The organism is Bifidobacterium catenulatum subsp. kashiwanohense JCM 15439 = DSM 21854, assembly GCF_001042615.1.
In the GTDB taxonomy this organism is placed as follows: domain Bacteria; phylum Actinomycetota; class Actinomycetes; order Actinomycetales; family Bifidobacteriaceae; genus Bifidobacterium; species Bifidobacterium catenulatum.
The window spans coordinates 470,757-488,595 of sequence record NZ_AP012327.1 but is presented as its reverse complement, the minus strand read 5'-3'; the positions used below and the strand labels follow the sequence as shown (position 1 = coordinate 488,595).

The following is a 17,839-nucleotide window of genomic DNA, read 5'->3' as shown; positions in this document are numbered from 1 at the left end:
AACACTATATGAATGCCCTGAGACGGCATCCCTCACAGGGCACAATAGAAGTATGAAATCCTTAGGAAAACCGTGGTACACGCAAAGCCAGTACGATCAGGCGAGCGCCGTATATATGCGCTACTGCTGCGACCAAGCCCTGCATGAGGGACGTCCGATGCCGACACAGCCGGCCAAACTGCCGTTGATGCGTCCTCCATACGGACGCATGGGAGCCGGCGTATGCAAGGCGATCAGCATGCATTTGGGCATTGCCGTGCTATGGGTGCGCCTGTTTTTTCTCGCCACCACATGTCTGTTCGGCGCGGGGCTGATCGCTTATATCTTCCTGTGGATGGCGCTGCCCGTGGGCGATCCGGTGCAGCAGGCGTACATCATCGCAGGCAAGCGCTCACCATGGCAGGCACCGCTTTCCCGGGGCAACATGCCGTACGGGACATATCCCGTTTCCCCGGAATATCAATCTTTTACAGCTACGCAAGATGGTCAGCACACACAACCACCATCTTTTGAAGATACGACTGAACGCAACGACGGAACGTATGACAATACGCAATCTTCCAGCGAAAACCTTGAACAGACACTGAAGAAAGCACCAAAACCCGCTTTGCTTGCATTAGCTGGTCTGATACTGCTTTCCATCTGTTTCGTCATGTTCGCAGGCGGTGTTGAACGCGCTCTGATTATGCCCCTACTGCTTGGTCTGGTCGGTATCGGCGTCTCTTGGTTGCGTTTCAACGCCGAAGAAGGTCAATTATGGACGATGCTCGGCGGCATTGCGATTATTTTCGCCGCATACGCTTTGTATGTCAGTTCCTGCATACATTTTGACGCGTTTTCCATGATTCGGATACTGTGCGCCGGTTTGGCACTGCTGATTGGCGTATTGCTTGCGATTGTGCCATGGATCATGGCGCTGATTCGCGATTTAGGTACGGAACGCGCATCGAAGGAACGCGAAGAGGAACGTGCCGACATGACCGCACATCTGCATGATGGCGTACTGCAAACGTTGGCACTGATTCAGTTGCATGCCGACGATCAGCAAACGGTGTTTTCGCTGGCGCGCTCGCAGGAACGCGAATTGCGTGAATGGCTGTATCAGGAACGCACCACGTCTGACCGTTCCGTAAACGCCGGTTTGAAAGAGATCGCCGCACATGTGGAAGACACGCATGGCAAGCCGATCGAAGTGGTGACGGTGGGCGACGCACGTCCAAGCGCGCAAACCGATGCGCTGCTTGACGCCACGCAACAGGCGCTTATCAATGCGGTAGCGCATGGAGGAGAGCCGATTTCCGTCTACTGCGAAGCAAGCAGCAAACTTGTGGAAGTGTTCGTACGCGATCATGGCAACGGATTTGACGTGAATGCGATTCCCGCGAATCGCCTTGGCATTCGTGAATCGATTATCGGACGAATCAAGCGTCGTGGCGGTACAGTGGAGATTGTATCGAGACCGCAATGGGGCACGGAGGTGCGCATGCATATGCCAATCGCAGACATGCCCACATCCGCAACCACAGCCGCCGACGCGAATGCGCAGCAATCGCACGAACCGCAAAGCAACTCACAACAAACCGATTTTCCCAATCACCATAACCGTCAATCCAACAATCAACGTACCAATCAATTCAGCAATCAACCTACCAACCATTTTGAGGAGCAGCAATGAACGAGCAGGAACAGCAGATACGTATCGCCATCGTTGACGATCATGAAATGTTCCGTGCGGGCGTTATCGCAACGCTGCAGCCGCATTTCGACATCGTCGGGCAGTCGTCCGATGTTGAGGGATCGGTGGCGATGATCGCGCAGACGAAGCCGGATGTGGTGCTGCTTGATGTGCATGTTCCCGGCGGTGAGGGTGGCGGCGGAGCTGAAATTCTCATGAAATCGCGCGCATACTCCCCTAATACCGTGTTTCTGGCACTGTCGGTGTCTGATTCACCGCAGGATGTCGGATCGGTAATTCGTGCCGGAGCGCAAGGCTATGTGACAAAGACGATTTCCGGCGATGATTTGATTTCTTCCATCAAGCAAGTACATGAGGGCTATGCCGTGTTTTCGCCGAAATTGGCGGGATTCGTGCTCTCCGCCTTCCAAAATGGCTCACCGGCTGGCATGGGTGGCTCTGCAAGCGGACCGATCCACGATGACGAGCTGGACCGCTTGTCGAACCGTGAGCAGGAAGTCATGCGCTTGATCGCGCGCGGCTACACGTACAAGGAAGTGGCAGCGGAACTGTTTATTTCCATCAAAACCGTGGAAACGCACGTCAGCTCCGTACTACGCAAACTGCAGCTGTCAAACCGCACCGAACTCACCCGCTGGGCCGCCGACCGCCGCATCGTATAACAATCAGTCTTCCCTTTTACCCCGCCTCGCCCCAGCCCACCCACTGGGAGGATCTGGACGCTCACAGGGCCGACAACGAGATAAAACTTCCAGCAAATGGAGGAATCCGGACTCTCAAACGCTTTTGAAGGCCCGTTTTGCTGCGATATACATGAACGGGGCTTACTGAAAAAACTTCAGTAAGCCCCGCAGAAAATGGCTTGCTTGCGATATTTTTTTTACTTCAGAATAGCGTCAGTGTTGGTAACGGTGACCAGCGGCGTGAACAATGCCATGGTGTTCAATGCCATCTGATGGTTCTCTGGCGAACTGCCTGCACAAGCGTCAGCAGCAACGCGCACCGCTACACCATTGTCAGCTGCGGCGAGCACAGTGGTAAGCACACAGCAATCGGTGGCGACACCACATACCGTGATCTTTTTAGCGCCTTTAATGGCTTCGCTCAGCACGCTTCCCCACTTGCCGAAAGTGTCGCAACTGACCACGGCATGGCCTTGCGCCAATTCCGCGGTATCCGCGGTGAGATCGTACATCGGATCGTCAGGAGCAACCAAAAACTGCGGCCAATTCTTGAAATAATCAACCCAAGCGTTTTGCGGCGGCTCAGGCGCAACATATCGCGTGTAGACCACACGATCGCCGAACGCCCTAGCCAATCGTGCGAACGCTTCATCAGTAGTGTGATAGGAGCCGTCCGGGCAAGCCCATGCGGACCATTCACTTTCCGCAAAAACACGCTGCCTGTCGATAACTACCAGCCATTCATCTTCCGCAATCATGACTTTTCCTTTCTTAAGTATTGTTTCCGCGTATCACTCGTGTTCCGTCAAACTTCCGAAACCGGCAAATCGGCTTCCTGCTTGGCGATATCACCGCGCTGGAAAATCAATGAGCCCGCAAGGCCAACGACCAATGCGACGATGACGCCGAGGTTGGCGGCGGCCCAACTACCGTCCTTGCCTCCGATGAGGAACAGCAGATAGCCCTGCCAGTTCAGCCAGCTGGCAGCAGTGTTGACCACCAACCCCCAGCCGAGCACGGTACCAACGATGAGAATGGCAAAAGACTTGCCGTTCCACGCGCCGTAGCGTCCCTTCGAATCGTACAGATCCGCAGTGCTGTAGTCCTTCTTGCGAATGATCACGTCAGCCACGAACATGCCGGCCCATACGGCCATCGGCACACCGAGGGTGGTCAGGAAGCCTTGGAACGGGCCGATGAACGTATCGGAGAAGAAGGTTACATAGACCACGCCAAGCACGGTCAGCGCCGCGGTGAACGCGGCCGCCACGGTACGCGGCAGCTTCACACCGAACGACAGCAGCGCAAGCCCGTTGGAATAATTGTCCATAATGGAGCCGGACATCAAACCGAGCACGGCCACAATGGTGTACGGAATCAAGTACCAGGTCGGCAGAATGGAAGCAATGGCACCAATCGGATCATTTCCAACGTTTTCAGCCATATCGGCATTGGAAACAGCCAGCAGCAGACCGTAGAAAATCAGGAACACATTGGCGATGGACGCACCGAACGTGGTCCAGAACACAATGCCGCCATTAGAGGACTTGCGTGGCAGATAGCGCGAGTAATCGGCAGCGATGTTCACCCAGCCCAAGCCAAAGCCGGTCATCACGAAGAAGCAGCAGCCGAGCATGGCCGGCAATGATCCCGCAGGAACCGAGTTAATGGCGGAAAAGTCGATATGTCCCCAGCCGAGAATGAAGAAGCCGACGGTGATCACACCGGTCACGATGGTGATGACCTGCTGGCAGCGCATAATCAGGTCGTATCCGAAAATACCTGCGACCACCACAAGGCTTACCACCACAATGGTGGAGATGATCTTGGGCGCGGCGCCAGAGCCCCAACCGAGTTTTTCGATGGTGCTTGATAGCGCCAGCACAGCGGTGGTGGTCAGTGAAATCTCCCAGCCCAATGTTGCGATCCAGCTCAACGCCGCCGGCACTTTGGCACCTTCCACACCGAACGTGGCGCGGGTGAGCACCATGGTGGGCGCGTTGCCGCGTTTGCCCGCGATGGAAATGATGCCGACCAGCAGGAACGAGACAACCACGCCAATAATGGTCATGGCGGTGGCCTGCCAGAACGAAATGCCGAAACCGAGCGCCCACGCGCCGTACGACATGGCGAACATGGAAACATTGGCAGCGAACCAAGGCCAGAACAGGCTGGCTGGCGTGCCTTTACGCTCCTCTTCAGAAATGGTGTCAATGCCCTGCTCCTCAATGGAGAGGGTTCCTTTCTCATTGCTCATACGAATCCAATCTCCTTGAATCTGCCGCATGACACTGCAGGCAGGCTATATGCACGCCGTATCAGCGCAATCGCGCACATGATATAACCACTTATAGTCATTTATACCATAAGTCTTAGAACACCCTTCCCAGGAGCCGCTCAACCTCCTTTCGATCAGGGCAGGTAGCCGGCCCCGATCGCGTTACAGCCAACGCCGAAGCAGCATTGGCGCAACGTACAGCATCCTTCAACGGCACGCCTTCGCACAGCAGGGCGCACAACACACCCGCGTGACAATCACCGGCGCCATTGGTATCCACCGCTTTCATTGGAAAACCAGGAATTCGCAGCGCTTCGTCACCGGGAATCGCCAACCACGCACCATCCGCGCCCACTCGAACGATTACAGGAGATCGCAATCGATCGCACAGCCACGCAACCGTCTCTTCATTGACATTCGCGTTCTCAATCTCTTGCACAATATCCTGCGAAACCTTGCAATCGCAAGAATTGCCATTATCGAGCGCCGCCAAACGTTGCGCAATCAACGTTGCCTCGCATTCATTGCACGACCATATCGGACGATATGCGAGCATCACACGGAAAACGTCATCATCAACTGTCGCGATCATCGGAGAAGGATCGAATACTACAGTAAACTCGCGATGCTCAGTCGTTCTTTTCACAAAAGCAAGCAGCGCGTCCGCCGTGCGATGCACCAACGTGTATCCGCTCACATGCACGACATCCTGCTTTTCTGGATTCACAGAATCGAACGCATCGACACTGCCATATGCTTCCGCGCCTCTCGTCGAAATGAACGTCCGTTCAGCATTCGCGTCGGTCAACGCCACGCAAAATCCCGAATCGCGCACGGCATCCCGCTTGCCAATATGCTGAATTCCCTGATTTTCCAACGTTTGTAGAATCTGCGAAGCCCACGGTCCCGTACCAATCACACCAGCATGAGACGCCTTAACGCCCATGCGGCGAACGGCATACAGCGTGTTGAAGCTGGCACCAACCTGCGTTTGCACATTGCCGGCAAACACATCTTCACCTGCACGCGGCACCGCGTCCACATTCATGGTCAGATCGACAATAACCTGCCCAAGAGAAATAACTTTTCCAGTCATTGCAATGTCTTTCGCACTTTCGTCATAGTTTCGCCAACCACGGCTCCTGCAGATCAAACGATATTTGCATCATTAAGCGCACTATCATCACGTAATGCGCTTAGTGACGTAACAGTGCCGACCAAATCAAGGTGATTATCTTCAGCAAGTTGTGAAAGCACCTGATCAAGCATGGTTTTGTCGAAACCTTGCATACCATGCCACGCCCCCAGCATCGCACCCGCAATAGCCGCAATGGTGTCAGTGTCACCACCGACAGAAGCCGCGAAACACAAAGCATGCGTGGGATCGTCAAAAAAGCGCGCCGCAATGGCGAAAGCGGCGGCCACGGACTCGTTCGACTCCACGCTGGTACCGCAATCCCATTGCAGCACAGCAGCGAATTCGTCGTCATTGAGTCTGCATCCATCAGTTTCGGCCCAATTCATGAAATATTGCACGCGCGCAAGCACCGAAGCCTTTGCCGACCAATTGCCACGCTGCGGAAGCTTCTGCACGAATTCCACCGCGAGGTGCAAAAAGTCACGTTCTCCCTCAATAGCAAAGCTCACCGCCGCAGCCACTAAAGTGGTCGCTTCAATGCCCTGCACCGTGTTATGCGTCACCACACAGGATCGCCAGGCGGCGTCGGCGAGCGCTTGGCCTGGACGGAATGCGATGCCCACCGGCGTGGCACGCATTGCACCGCCGTTGGTGGTGCCGAATCGGCCGGTTTCTTCCAAACTTACGCCTTCGGTAAGTTTTTGCAGCGCTGCTTTGGTGGAAGGTCCCAGCAGGTCAAGCGACCCCTTGGCCTTCATCGCAGCTTCCCATTGCAGCAGATCGTGGGCATATCGGGTGTTATCAATGCAACCGTTATCGTCGATAAGTCGCTGTGCGAGTACGAAAGCCTGTTCTGTATCGTCGGTGACGGCACCAGCTTTCATATTCGGTGCGATTGGCTGCTGCGGCACGGCATTCATCAGTTTCGTAATCGGACCGTCGTAATACTGGCGAATCTGCTCAGCCGACATGCTTTGCGTAGGCATTCCCAACGCATCGCCCAACGCAAGCCCAGCCATAGCTCCCATCGCCCGGTCCTTCATTTGCATCCCATTCTTACGCATAGTCGCAGCAGCCTTTCTCACAACTCAGCCTGATCGTACACCGAACAGCATCACAATCCCTCCCCAATCCTTCCAGCCACTGGAAGAAAATGGACGCATACCAGCTCCCCAACGGGGAAAAACCTCCAGCAACTGGAAGAATCGCCCCGCTACAGACCATCCCAGCGACCTAAATCTTCCACCCACTGGATAAAAACAGATGCCCACGAACCCCTCAATGGGAAAAATCCCCCAGTCACTGGAAGGATCTGGACGCTCACAGACCCGCCAGCGGGGAGATTGTTCCAGTGGATGGAAGAATACGGACTCTCACGCGCTCCCTAGCGGGGAGATTATTCCAGTGACTGGAAGAATTGGGACTTAGACGGTGCTGAACCGAACTTGGGCGGAGTTTGTCCGGATTGCAGCAATAAAAAAGGCTTACCGGGAGCTTAGGACGCTCTCAGTAAGCCTTGTAGGCGGGTAAGGCGAGATTCGAACTCGCGGAGGCTTGCACCTCAACGGTTTTCAAGACCGTCTCTTTAGACCGCTCAGACACCTACCCTTTGTGTGTCGACATCACTGCCAACACACAAGATGTCAATATATCACAGCGTAAGGAAGTTGTGGAATCAGGCTTCCCACTTGGTCGGCTCAATGACTTCCTTGCCACCCATGTAGGCACGCATGGCCTGCGGAATGACGATGGAGCCGTCCTTCTGCTGGTGGTTCTCGAGAATGGCGACCAGCCAGCGAGTGGTGGCCAGCGTACCGTTCAGCGTGGAAACGGCGCGGGTGCCGCCATCTTCCATACGTTCGCGAATGTTCAGGCGACGGGCCTGGTATTCGGTGCAGTTGGAGGTGGAAGTCAGCTCGCGGTAGCGGCCTTGGGTCGGAACCCAAGCTTCGCAATCAAACTTACGTGCTGCGGAAGAGCCCAGATCGCCGGCAGCGGTATCGATGATGCGGTACGGCACCTCAACCTTGCCAAGCATCTCCTGCTCCATGGCCAGCAGGTGCTCATGCTCCTTGTAGGAGTCCTCCTGCTTGGTGTAGACGAACATCTCCACCTTGTCGAACTGGTGCACGCGGATGATGCCGGAAGTATCCTTGCCAGCAGCACCTGCTTCGCGGCGGTAGCAGGAGCTCCAGCCGCAGTAGCGCAGCGGACCGTCGGACAGGTCGAGAATCTCGTTCTCGTGCATACCTGCGAGCGCCACTTCGGAGGTACCGACCAAGTACTGCTCGTCAGGTTCGCGCAGACGGTAGATTTCGTCGGCGTGGGAGTTGAGGAAGCCGGTGCCGCGCATCACTTCCGGACGCACCAACGTCGGGGTGATGGCCAGCGTGAAGCCGTGCTCTTGAGCCTGGTCCACAGCCATGGTAAGCATGGCTATCTGCATGCGGGCCACCTGGCCGCGCAGGAAGTAGAAGCGGGAGCCGCCGACCTTCACGCCACGTTCCATATCAATGCCGGCAACGCCACGACCGAGGGTCAGGTGGTCCTTCGGTTCGAAGCCTTCAGCTGCGAAATCACGAATCTGGCCAACCTTCTTGACCACCACGTAATCGTCTTCGCCGCCTTCCGGAGCTTCCGGCTCAACCACGTTGGAGAGCTTCCACATGGCGGTGGTGTACTCTTCGGCTGCGGCGTCCGCTGCGGCCTTGTATTCGGAAACCTTCTGGGAGAGTTCCTTGGTTTCGGCAATCAGCTTGGCCTTTTCGTCGGCCGGAGCCGCGGCGACCTTCTTGCCGATTTCTTTCTGCTGCGCACGTGCAGCCTCAAATTCCTTCAGAGAGGAACGACGGACCTCGTCGGAGCGCAGCACCTCGTCGACCAGTTCGACCGATTCGCCACGCTTGCGCTGGGATTCCTTAACAACGTCAGCATGTTCACGAATGAATTGGATATCAAGCATGTTTTCTAGACTAGTGCTGAAAGCCGACACTCGCCGCAAACCTTCCATTTTTGTATACAACGTGCAGGAATCGTCGAATAAATCGTACTTGATTCGCTTTTTTCACGTCTTACGTGAAAAATAGGTGACATGCCTATGCCAGTTATCATTGTGCTTGTCGTTCTTGCGGTCGCAGCGGTGTGCGCGGCCGCCTTTTTCGCGGTGCGTGCATATAAGCACCGTAGGTTTGCCGAGCAGCTCGACAAACGCGACGACGATCAGGTGCACTATGCGTTCGTGATCAATCCGTCGAAGCCCCAGGCGGAACAGCGCAAGCAGCATATTCAGGAGTTCTGCGAGGCGAAGCATCTTACGCAGATCGAATATATCGAAACACAGCTTGATAAGGATGGTCGTGCCTGTGCGTTGGAGGCGTTGGAGCATGGCGCCGATGTGGTGGTCGCGGTTGGAGGCGACGGCACGGTGCGCACGGTGGCGAGCGCGCTTTCGGGAACCGGTCACGCGCTGGGCATCATCCCTATTGGCACCGGCAATCTGTTTGCCCGCAATATGGGCATTCCCGTAGATGATATCGATGCTGCGTTGACCGTTGCCACGTCTCACGGCTCGCGTTTGGTGGATGTCGGCCGTTTGACGTTGCTCGATGATGAAAACGCCGATCATGGTCATGCGTTCCTCATTATCGCAGGCATCGGTTTCGATGCGGTGATGATCGACGACACCGATCCTGAGTTGAAGAAGAACATCAGCTGGCTCGCCTATTTCGTGTCGGGCGTGAAGAACCTGTTCGCCCCGAAGTACAAGGGCGACGTGACCATTACCAGCGCGAATGGCAGCACGCATACAACACACGGACTGACGTTCCGCACGTTCATGGCCGGCAATTGCGGACAGATTCCGGTGTTTTCACTCATGCCCGACGCCGTATACGATGATGGCATCCTCGATTATGAGATTATTGACACGTCCGGCGGTTTGATCGGTTGGGCGAATCTGTTTGGTGATGTGCTGCATCAGACCATCACCGGCAAGGCACAGCAGAGTCCGTTCTCCACGAATTCCACGGTTGACCAGATTCAGGGCGTCAGCGCAGAAATCAAGTTGGAGAAGCCTGTTTTGGCGCAGGTTGACGGCGATATGCTTCCCGAAACGCAGCATATTCGTTTCAGTGTGGAGCGTAAGTCGTTGTGCGTGCGTGTGCCGGAAGCGTCCGAAGCCAATACTACCAGTGTAAATCAGTAACTATTAATCGTAATTATCAATAATTATTTATTACGATGATTATGCATTTTATGCAGGTTATGCATTGATATTATCATTCTCATGCGATTCCGCCGCATGAGAAGTCACTCGTGCGACATGCAAGGTAAGATAGGCGATTTCCGCTTGCGAAAGACTTGCATTCAATCGCATTTTGACGATGATCGCGAGTTTGTTTGCGCAATCCGATGCTTTCGGATATGAGGTTTTGATGGATTCCACGATTGGTTCAGGCTCGTCATCAAGTTGTTCATGTTGGTGGATGCGCACGAAAAGATAGCGCAGATGCGTGATGAAACGCGCCACATTGACGCTGTTCTGGTCAAGGTTGATGCCGTAATAGCCTTCGATGACCGTCAGCATTTGCTGGATGACGCCGGTCATGGTGTATGTGGCGGAAAGATCGCCGGTGGAGAAGCCCGCATTGACCAAGTGCAGGGCCAAAGCCACGGCTTCGCAGTCCGGCAGGGCGCCGCCCAGATACGTGTTCATCGCATCGACCAGAGCTTTGCCTTTGGCATATTCGCTCGCGTAGAGCGAACGCACCTCGGCTTCCAGCGGATATTCGATGGTCTGTTTGTTTTGCGATCGGCGAATCGCACCGCAAATATGGTCGGATAATGCCAGCACCAATGCAGGCTGCCGGTCGGCCTGTTCCTTCAGACCTGCGCGGTTCATGGCGTCCGTAACGAGACGAATGATTTCGGGTGGGATCCCGGCCACCTGTTGGGCCATATGGTCGGGATCCTTGCCATCTGCGGGAATGAACCGACGGACGATCTTCGTGTCATCAACATGCTGTCCGGGCTTGGCTTGGAAGCCTATGCCTCGACCGGTGAGAATCACCTCACTATTGCCGTCTTTTGCCAGTACGACATTATTGTTGAATACGCGAAGAACGTCCACGTCGGCCCCTTCCGACTATGCGATTGGTCAGTGCTGAATGTCGATCACCGACTCACCGGCCTTGACATCGACGCCGGTCTTTGGCGTGACGGACGCGAAGGCCACTGTGTTCAGCACCGTCATCAACGTGGTGGTGCTGTATCCAGCTTCCTTAACCTTATCAAAGTCGACGACAACGAGGGTGTCCCCCGCGTTCACATGTTCGTTGGCCTTGACCTTCACATCGAAGCCTTCGCCGTTCATCTTCACCGTGTCGATGCCGACGTGCACGAGCACCTCCACGCCATCATCGGTTTTGATGCCGAATGCGTGACCGGTTTCGGCGACGGTCTGCAGCACGCCGGATACCGGGGCCACAACTTCGCTATCGGCCGGCTGGATGCCGACGCCCTCGCCGAGCGCGCGGGATGCGAACACCGGATCGCCAGTTTCGTCCAAGGAGATCACATGACCGGCGACCGTCGCGTTCACCACGGTGGTGGTGGCAGCAACCGGGGCTTCGGTCTTGGCGGCAGCAGTGGCAGTCACGGTGGCAACAGCTGGAGCGGCTCCCTCGGCTTCGACAGACGAGACAGCGGCTTTCTGATCGGCGGCCGCGCGGGCCAGCACTTCAGCCTTCTGTTCCGGAGTGCGGTAATCGAAAGTGATGATCAGAAGGAAGGTGGTGAGGAAGGACACGGCGATGGACACTGCATACACCCACATCTGGTTGAAGACCGGAATGGTCAGCAGCGAGGTGAATGCGAAGGTGGTAGTGGTCACGCCGTGCACGGTCTGGCCGGCGGCGGTGACGGACGGGAAAAGCCAACCAAGAATAGCGATGACGACGCCACCGAGACCGCAGCCCACCAGCATGCGCTTGTAGATGAGCTTGTAACGCAGGTGGATGCCGTACAGGGACGGTTCGGAAACGCCACCGAGCAGGCCGGCCGCGAGCGCACCCAGAGCGGTCTGGCGCATGGCCTTGTCCTTGTCACGCACAGCAAGGAAGAGCACGCCAGCGGTAGTGCCGAAGCAGGCGAAGTTCCACACGCCCATCGGGCCTTGGATGAAGTCGTAGCCGAGAGTCTGGATGTTCATGAGCATCAGGGCGTTGAGCGGCCAGTGCAAACCGAGCGGCACGAGGAACGGGTACAGCATCGGAATGATGATGGCGAAGATGAACGGGGCATGGGTGTTCATCCAGGCCAAGCCGACGCCGAGGCCGTTGCCGACCCACACGCCGATAGGGCCGATGATGAAGGCTGTCAGCGCGCCAACGATGATCATGCAGAAGAACGGCACGAAGACCAGCTGGACGCTTTCGGGGATGATCCTCTTCAGTCCGTGGTAGACGAGAGCAAGTACGGCGGCCATGAGCAGCGGCACGAATACGTTGCCGGAATAGTCGCTCAACGCCATCGGCAGACCGAATATGTTGGCCGTGCAAGACTTGGTGCCCAGAGCGGCGTTCTCCACGCACGTGGTGGTCTTGGCATCCATCAGGCCGGTGAACTGCGGGGTCATGAGGATGGCCATGATGGCACCACCCAGCCATGGGTCGACCTTAAGCTTCTTGGCCGCGTTGTAGGCGACCATGATCGGCAGGAAGTAGAACACACCCTTCCAGATGGCCTTCACGAACACCCAGCCTGCGGAGGCCTCGTCATTCGGAATAACGTTCAGCGAAATAAGCAGATTGACCAGCGCGATGATGATGGAAGCGCCGAGCAGCACGCCCAGAATCGGGCGGAAGGAATCGGCGAGATACTCGAAGAAGGAGTCCAGCCAGGCCACCTTGCCGCGAGCCTTGGAACGGGCTTCGGCCTTGACGTCGGCATTGCTCTTTTGACCATCGCCAGACGCGGAGGCACCACCGACACCGGCCATTTCAGGCAGATGCATGATGTTTTCGTACACGGTGGCAACGCCACCGCCGATGACGACCTGGAAACGGTCACCGCTCTGCGGCACCGCACCGAGCACGCCTTGCATGTGCTCGAGACCGTTCTGATCGACCTTGGATGCGTCAACCAATTCAAAGCGCAGTCGAGTGGCACAATGCGTCAGGCTGCGAACGTTTTCAGGACCACCGATTGCAGTGATGATCTGCGATGCAAGTGAGCCAGCCATCCTGTTTTCCTTTCTTTCCCTTACAACCGATTCGATCCAAGCAACACTGCTTCGGGCAACAAAAAAGACCTGAGATATGGCTATGGTTAAGCCATATCTCAGGTCTTGCGTCATTATGTTGACTAGCAACCCTGCTTCAGTCGAATAGCACAGAACTATACACCATCATCTGACATTGCGCAAATCAACCGAGAACACAATCTATCACTAGCGAAAATTCTTATATTTACGTCCAAACATGCAATAAACAGATAACGTATTCATCGCACATAATGGGACAATTACGCACATTCGCAGTAAAAGCGTGGCAGAATAGTGGCTATGGTTGCAAACAATGCGGGAATGCCCGCCACCCCAGCAGATCTGATTAATGTCGACGAGGTCATCGGCAAGTACTATGACGTCGTCCCCGACCCCAACGTTCCCGAGCAGCGTGTCTCCTTCGGCACCTCCGGACATCGTGGCTCGTCCCTGAAGACCTCGTTCAACGAGGCTCACATCGTGGCCATCACCCAGGCCATCGCCGAATATCGTAAGAAGGCTGGCGTGACCGGCCCGCTGTATATCGGCCGCGACACCCATGCCCTGTCCGAGCCGGCTTGGAAGACCGCCATCGAAGTGCTCGTCGCCAACGGCGTGACCGTGCGCATCGACTCCCGAGACGACTTCACTCCGACCCCGGTTGTGTCTCAGGCCATCCTGACCCATAACCGCGCAGCGGACGGCACGCAGCGTTTCACCGGCGAAGGCCTGGCTGACGGCATCGTCGTGACCCCGTCGCACAACCCGCCGACCGACGGCGGCTTCAAGTACGATCCGGTCACCGGCGGCCCGGCTCCGGCTGACGTCACCAACGCCATCGCAGACCGTGCCAACGAGCTGCTCGGCGATTTCAAGAACATCAAGCGTGTTCCGTTCGAACAGGCCGTCAAGTCCGATCTGGTCGAGCGCTTCGACTTCCGTGAGCACTACGTCGCAGATCTGGAGAACGTCATCGACTTCGACGTGATCCGTTCCTCCGGCGTGCGTCTGGGCATCGACCCGCTCGGCGGCGCTTCCGTCAACTACTGGCCGCTGATGAACGAGAAGTTCAACCTGACCATCGATGTGGTGCGCCCGCAGGTCGACCCGACCTGGAGCTTCATGACCATCGACCACGACGGCAAGATCCGCATGGATCCGAGCTCCCCGTACGCCATGAAGGGTCTGGTCGATTCCCTTAACAACGGCGCTTGGGACAAGTACGACCTGGTCGGCGGCACTGATCCGGATGCCGACCGCCACGGCATCGTATGCCCGAACTGGGGCGTCATGAACCCGAACCACTACATCGCTGTGTGCGTGGAGTATCTGTTCGGCGGCAATCGCCCGGGCTGGCCGGAAGGCGCCGGCATCGGCAAGACGCTGGTCTCCTCCTCCCTGATCGACCGCGTGGCCGCTTCCATCGACGCCAAGCTCGTTGAGGTTCCGGTCGGCTTCAAGTGGTTCGTCGACCCTCTGTTCAAGGGCGAAGTCGCCTTCGGCGGCGAAGAGAGCTCCGGCATGAGCTTCCTGCGCAAGGACGGCCGCGTGTGGACCACCGACAAGGACGGTCTGATTCCGGATCTGCTGGCTGCGGAAATCACCGCCAAGACCGGCAAGAACCCGGCACAGCTGCATCAGGAGCAGGTGGAACGCTTCGGCGAAAGCTGGTACAAGCGCATCGATACCCCGACCACATTGGAGCAGAAGCAGAAGTTCGCCAAGCTTTCCGGCGACGACGTTGCTGCCACCACGCTGGCCGGCGAAGACATCACCGCCAAACTCACCGAGGCTCCAGGTAACAACGCCAAGATCGGCGGACTGAAGGTCACCACCGAAAACAACTGGTTCGCGGCACGCCCGTCCGGCACCGAAAACATCTACAAGGTGTACGCCGAGTCCTTCGAATCCCCGGAGGCCCTCGACAAGGTGCTCGCCGAAGCCACCGAAGTCGTAGACAAGGCCTTGGCCGAGTGACATTCGGCTTAATCGCCATACAATAATCGCGGTCGATATGTGACCATGACGCAAGCAAAAGGTCCGTTCCGTAACATGGGGCGGACCTTTTGTCGTCTATTGGAAAACGCGATGGAGGCCCCGTCTCGACGAAGCACGGCGGCACCGGTCTGGACACCGAAACCGTACGAAGGACGGCCGAACGGCACCATGGCACGGCCACATTCGATTATGGTGATGACGTGTTCCAGGCTTCGGTCATGCTCTGTCTGGACGATTAGCACCCCGCATGGATGCCCTTTCCCTTTGCGAACGGACGTGGAGCGAGTCGCATGGCTTTCGTAGGGTAGAGGCATGACGATTACGGTTTCTACAGACGGTTCCGCTTTGGGTAATCCGAATGGTCCGATGGGTTGGGGTTGGGCCGATCACGAACTCGCAACAGGCGGCAAGCCGGGGCACCACCATGAGGGCGATTGCGACGCCGGCGGAGCAACGAACGGCACCAACCAGATCGGCGAACTGTGCGCGGTGTTAGAGGCGCTGCGCGCGCATCCCGGTTCCGAACCGTTGGTGATCGAAACCGATTCGCAGTATGCGATCAACTGTTCCACCACGTGGGTGCATGGCTGGAAGAAGAACGGCTGGAAGAACTCGCAGAAGAAGCCGGTGAAGAACGCGGATTTGATTCGCGCGATCGACGCCGAGATTTCCAAACGTCCGGGATCGGTGAAATTCGTATGGGTCAAGGGCCATGCCGGCAATGCGGGCAATGAGAAGGTGGATGAGCTTGCGCGCACTTATGCTGGCGATTGCCGTTCGAAGGTTCGCGAAGGATATCTTCCCTTGGAGGGTTGGCAGTCGCTGCTGGCTTCCGAATACTCACAAGGCATCGATGTTCCCGACGACGCCCAGATGCTGCTCGACGGCAAGATCACTTCGGATGAATACCATATCGGACGCGGGCAGGGCGAATCCGCCGGCGGCTCTCTGACCGACGATCTGATAGGTGCGTCCGATCCGGAACCGCGGCCGCGTTCCATAGCGGACATGCTGGTGGAACCCGAAGGCTACCCCACGCCCGACGAGGCGACGTTGCCGCTGCCTCCCAACGGAATGCCGGCAGAATCCGACGAAATGCCGGAACCGACCACAGTGCTTGCCACGGCGGTATCCGACTCCACGCCATCGGATACCGCGACATCTGACTCTACGCAATCCGATACCACCACACCACGCAAATCGTATGCGGAAATGCTGATCAAAACGGATTATTTCCCGCGTGAAGACGCGGAAAACACATCCGACGGAACGCTGCAGCCAACACAGTCCGAGCAATCGGCGACGCGGTCCGATGAAAGCGCCGACTCCCTGCAATCACCAGAAACACAGGAATCGCTGACAGACGCACCGCAATCGGCGACACAACCGCAACAATCCCAGCGACCACGCCGGAAAAGCCCTTCGGGACTGTCGGTGTCGGGTACCATTCGTTTCACGCCCCCGCCAAATTCCAGTCCTACGTTCGACGGCAGGCTCCGCCGTATTCGCGGCTACATCGCGGTGGAAGGGTATGTGCAGGGCGATGGCACACTGGTATTGGAGGACGCGCCGTTCGCAGTCAAACACAATTAGTGGAATCGCGCACTGGGACCCATATCCCCATCCAAAGAAGTGCGTGAAACACCTCGTGAAAACATTTGTCGGCAATTGATTGCTCATCATCGGCCAAGACATGTCGACAAACGCACAAAAATCAACACATCCGATAATATGGAGACGGTCTTAACCCCATATCGAAGGAGGATCATGGACAAGGCACAGCAGGACGCATTGAAGAAGGCAGCTGGCATCGAAGCTGCCAAGCTGATTCAGAACGGCATGATCGCAGGTCTGGGCACCGGTTCGACCGTGCGTTTCCTAGTCGACGAGCTCGGCCGCCGCGTACAGGAGGAAGGCCTGGAGTTCACCGGCGTGACCACTTCTCGCCGCACCCAGGAGCAGGCCGAGGGCTACGGCATCAAAATCGTCGACATCGATGACGTTGATCACATCGACGTGACCATTGACGGTGCCGACGAGGTCGACAAGAACTTCAACGGCATCAAGGGCGGCGGTGCTGCCCTGCTGTGGGAGAAGATCGTGGCCACCAACTCCAACAAGATCGTGTGGATCGTGGACGAATCCAAGGTCGTCGACACCATTGGCAAGTTCCCGCTGCCGGTCGAGGTGATTCCGTTCGGCGCGGGCCAGGTCGTCAAGAGGTTCGAAGCACGCGGATACAAGCCGGTGCTGCGCCTCGACGCCGAAGGTAAGCCGGTGCGTACCGACGAAAACAACTATGTGGTCGACCTGCACCTCGAGCGCATCGAACACCCGGAAGCTCTGGCCGACGACCTCATCAACACCGTCGGCGTGGTGGAGCACGGCCTGTTCCTGCACATGGTTGATCAGGTCATCGTGGGCGACCCGAACGGCCCGCGCGTGCTCACCAACTCCAACAAGTGAGATTAGAGCAGTAGCGGAAGTTCCGCGAATCCTTATGAGGCTGTGCGTTCACATCGAGCGCACAGCCTCATTTGCATCTATTGACATTGATGCTGCATTTTGCTTGTGACTTCGTTTTCATGATTTTCGTTTATCTCCTTGAAATATGCAAAAATCCCGCACATCAAAAAAGATATACGGGATTTTGTTTAAGCGACGCCTCAACCGCGCCTGAAGACTACTTGCGCTGGTGGCGAGTCTTACGAAGCAGTTTGCGGTGCTTCTTCTTGCTCATGCGCTTGCGGCGCTTCTTGATGACCGAGCCCATCTCAGCCTCCGT

14 protein-coding genes and 1 tRNA gene are annotated in these 17,839 nt (G+C 56.6%); 6 read left to right on the top strand and 9 right to left on the bottom strand.

Annotation, left to right across the window (positions count from 1 at the left end; genetic code table 11):
- Positions 1-52 precede the first annotated feature (52 nt).
- The gene (locus BBKW_RS02045; protein ID WP_033500864.1) at positions 53-1,675 is read left to right on the top strand and encodes an ATP-binding protein; all 1,623 of its coding nucleotides are present in this window, start codon (positions 53-55) and stop codon (positions 1,673-1,675) included.
- Positions 1,672-2,358 carry a LuxR C-terminal-related transcriptional regulator gene (locus tag BBKW_RS02040; RefSeq protein WP_033500863.1) on the top strand — a complete coding sequence of 229 codons (687 nt, stop codon included), beginning with the start codon at positions 1,672-1,674 and terminating at the stop codon, positions 2,356-2,358. Before BBKW_RS02045 ends, BBKW_RS02040 begins: the two co-directional genes overlap by 4 nt.
- 218 nt (positions 2,359-2,576) lie before the next feature.
- Here the strand turns inward: BBKW_RS02040 and BBKW_RS02035 are convergent, their stop codons facing one another.
- From BBKW_RS02035 to serS, 6 genes are all read right to left on the bottom strand, one after another.
- On the bottom strand, positions 2,577-3,137 hold the full coding sequence (locus tag BBKW_RS02035; RefSeq protein WP_033500862.1) for a cysteine hydrolase family protein: 561 nt from the start codon (positions 3,135-3,137) through the stop codon (positions 2,577-2,579).
- Between the two features lie 47 nt (positions 3,138-3,184).
- A complete protein-coding gene (locus tag BBKW_RS02030; RefSeq protein ID WP_033500861.1) occupies positions 3,185-4,636 on the bottom strand; it encodes a purine-cytosine permease family protein in 1,452 nt (483 codons plus the stop codon).
- A gap of 115 nt (positions 4,637-4,751) precedes the next feature.
- Complete coding sequence (locus BBKW_RS02025) at positions 4,752-5,753, bottom strand: PfkB family carbohydrate kinase (RefSeq protein WP_033500860.1); 1,002 nt, start codon at positions 5,751-5,753, stop codon at positions 4,752-4,754.
- Positions 5,754-5,806: 53 nt separating this feature from the next.
- Entirely contained in the window at positions 5,807-6,823 is a 1,017-nt protein-coding gene (locus BBKW_RS02020; RefSeq protein ID WP_231858502.1) for an ADP-ribosylglycohydrolase family protein, read from the bottom strand.
- A gap of 495 nt (positions 6,824-7,318) precedes the next feature.
- Positions 7,319-7,403: transfer RNA gene (locus BBKW_RS02015), tRNA-Ser, on the bottom strand.
- 67 nt (positions 7,404-7,470) lie between these two features.
- On the bottom strand, positions 7,471-8,757 hold the full coding sequence (serS, locus tag BBKW_RS02010; protein WP_033500858.1) for a serine--tRNA ligase: 1,287 nt from the start codon (positions 8,755-8,757) through the stop codon (positions 7,471-7,473).
- A gap of 129 nt (positions 8,758-8,886) precedes the next feature.
- On the opposite strand from serS, the gene BBKW_RS02005 reads away from it, so the two are divergent.
- On the top strand, positions 8,887-9,999 hold the full coding sequence (locus tag BBKW_RS02005; RefSeq protein WP_193786581.1) for a diacylglycerol/lipid kinase family protein: 1,113 nt from the start codon (positions 8,887-8,889) through the stop codon (positions 9,997-9,999).
- Positions 10,000-10,056: 57 nt separating this feature from the next.
- Here the strand turns inward: BBKW_RS02005 and BBKW_RS02000 are convergent, their stop codons facing one another.
- Positions 10,057-10,923 (bottom strand): PRD domain-containing protein, encoded by an 867-nt coding sequence (locus tag BBKW_RS02000; protein ID WP_033500856.1) that lies wholly within the window; start codon positions 10,921-10,923, stop codon positions 10,057-10,059.
- A 27-nt stretch (positions 10,924-10,950) separates the two neighbouring features.
- Positions 10,951-13,035, bottom strand: a complete 2,085-nt coding sequence (locus tag BBKW_RS01995; RefSeq protein WP_033500855.1) for a glucose PTS transporter subunit IIA — start codon at positions 13,033-13,035, stop codon at positions 10,951-10,953.
- 321 nt (positions 13,036-13,356) lie between these two features.
- On the opposite strand from BBKW_RS01995, the gene pgm reads away from it, so the two are divergent.
- The 3 genes from pgm to rpiA all read left to right on the top strand — a co-directional run bounded on the left by pgm (position 13,357) and on the right by rpiA (position 17,520).
- Entirely contained in the window at positions 13,357-15,033 is a 1,677-nt protein-coding gene (pgm, locus tag BBKW_RS01990; protein ID WP_033500854.1) for a phosphoglucomutase (alpha-D-glucose-1,6-bisphosphate-dependent), read from the top strand.
- Between the two features lie 333 nt (positions 15,034-15,366).
- On the top strand, positions 15,367-16,647 hold the full coding sequence (locus tag BBKW_RS01985; RefSeq protein WP_033500853.1) for an RNase H family protein: 1,281 nt from the start codon (positions 15,367-15,369) through the stop codon (positions 16,645-16,647).
- 174 nt (positions 16,648-16,821) lie between these two features.
- Entirely contained in the window at positions 16,822-17,520 is a 699-nt protein-coding gene (gene rpiA, locus BBKW_RS01980; RefSeq protein WP_033500852.1) for a ribose-5-phosphate isomerase RpiA, read from the top strand.
- 217 nt (positions 17,521-17,737) lie between these two features.
- On the opposite strand, the gene BBKW_RS10040 is transcribed toward rpiA, so the two are convergent.
- Positions 17,738-17,827 carry a 30S ribosomal protein bS22 gene (locus BBKW_RS10040; RefSeq protein WP_004268639.1) on the bottom strand — a complete coding sequence of 30 codons (90 nt, stop codon included), beginning with the start codon at positions 17,825-17,827 and terminating at the stop codon, positions 17,738-17,740.
- Positions 17,828-17,839 lie beyond the last annotated feature (12 nt).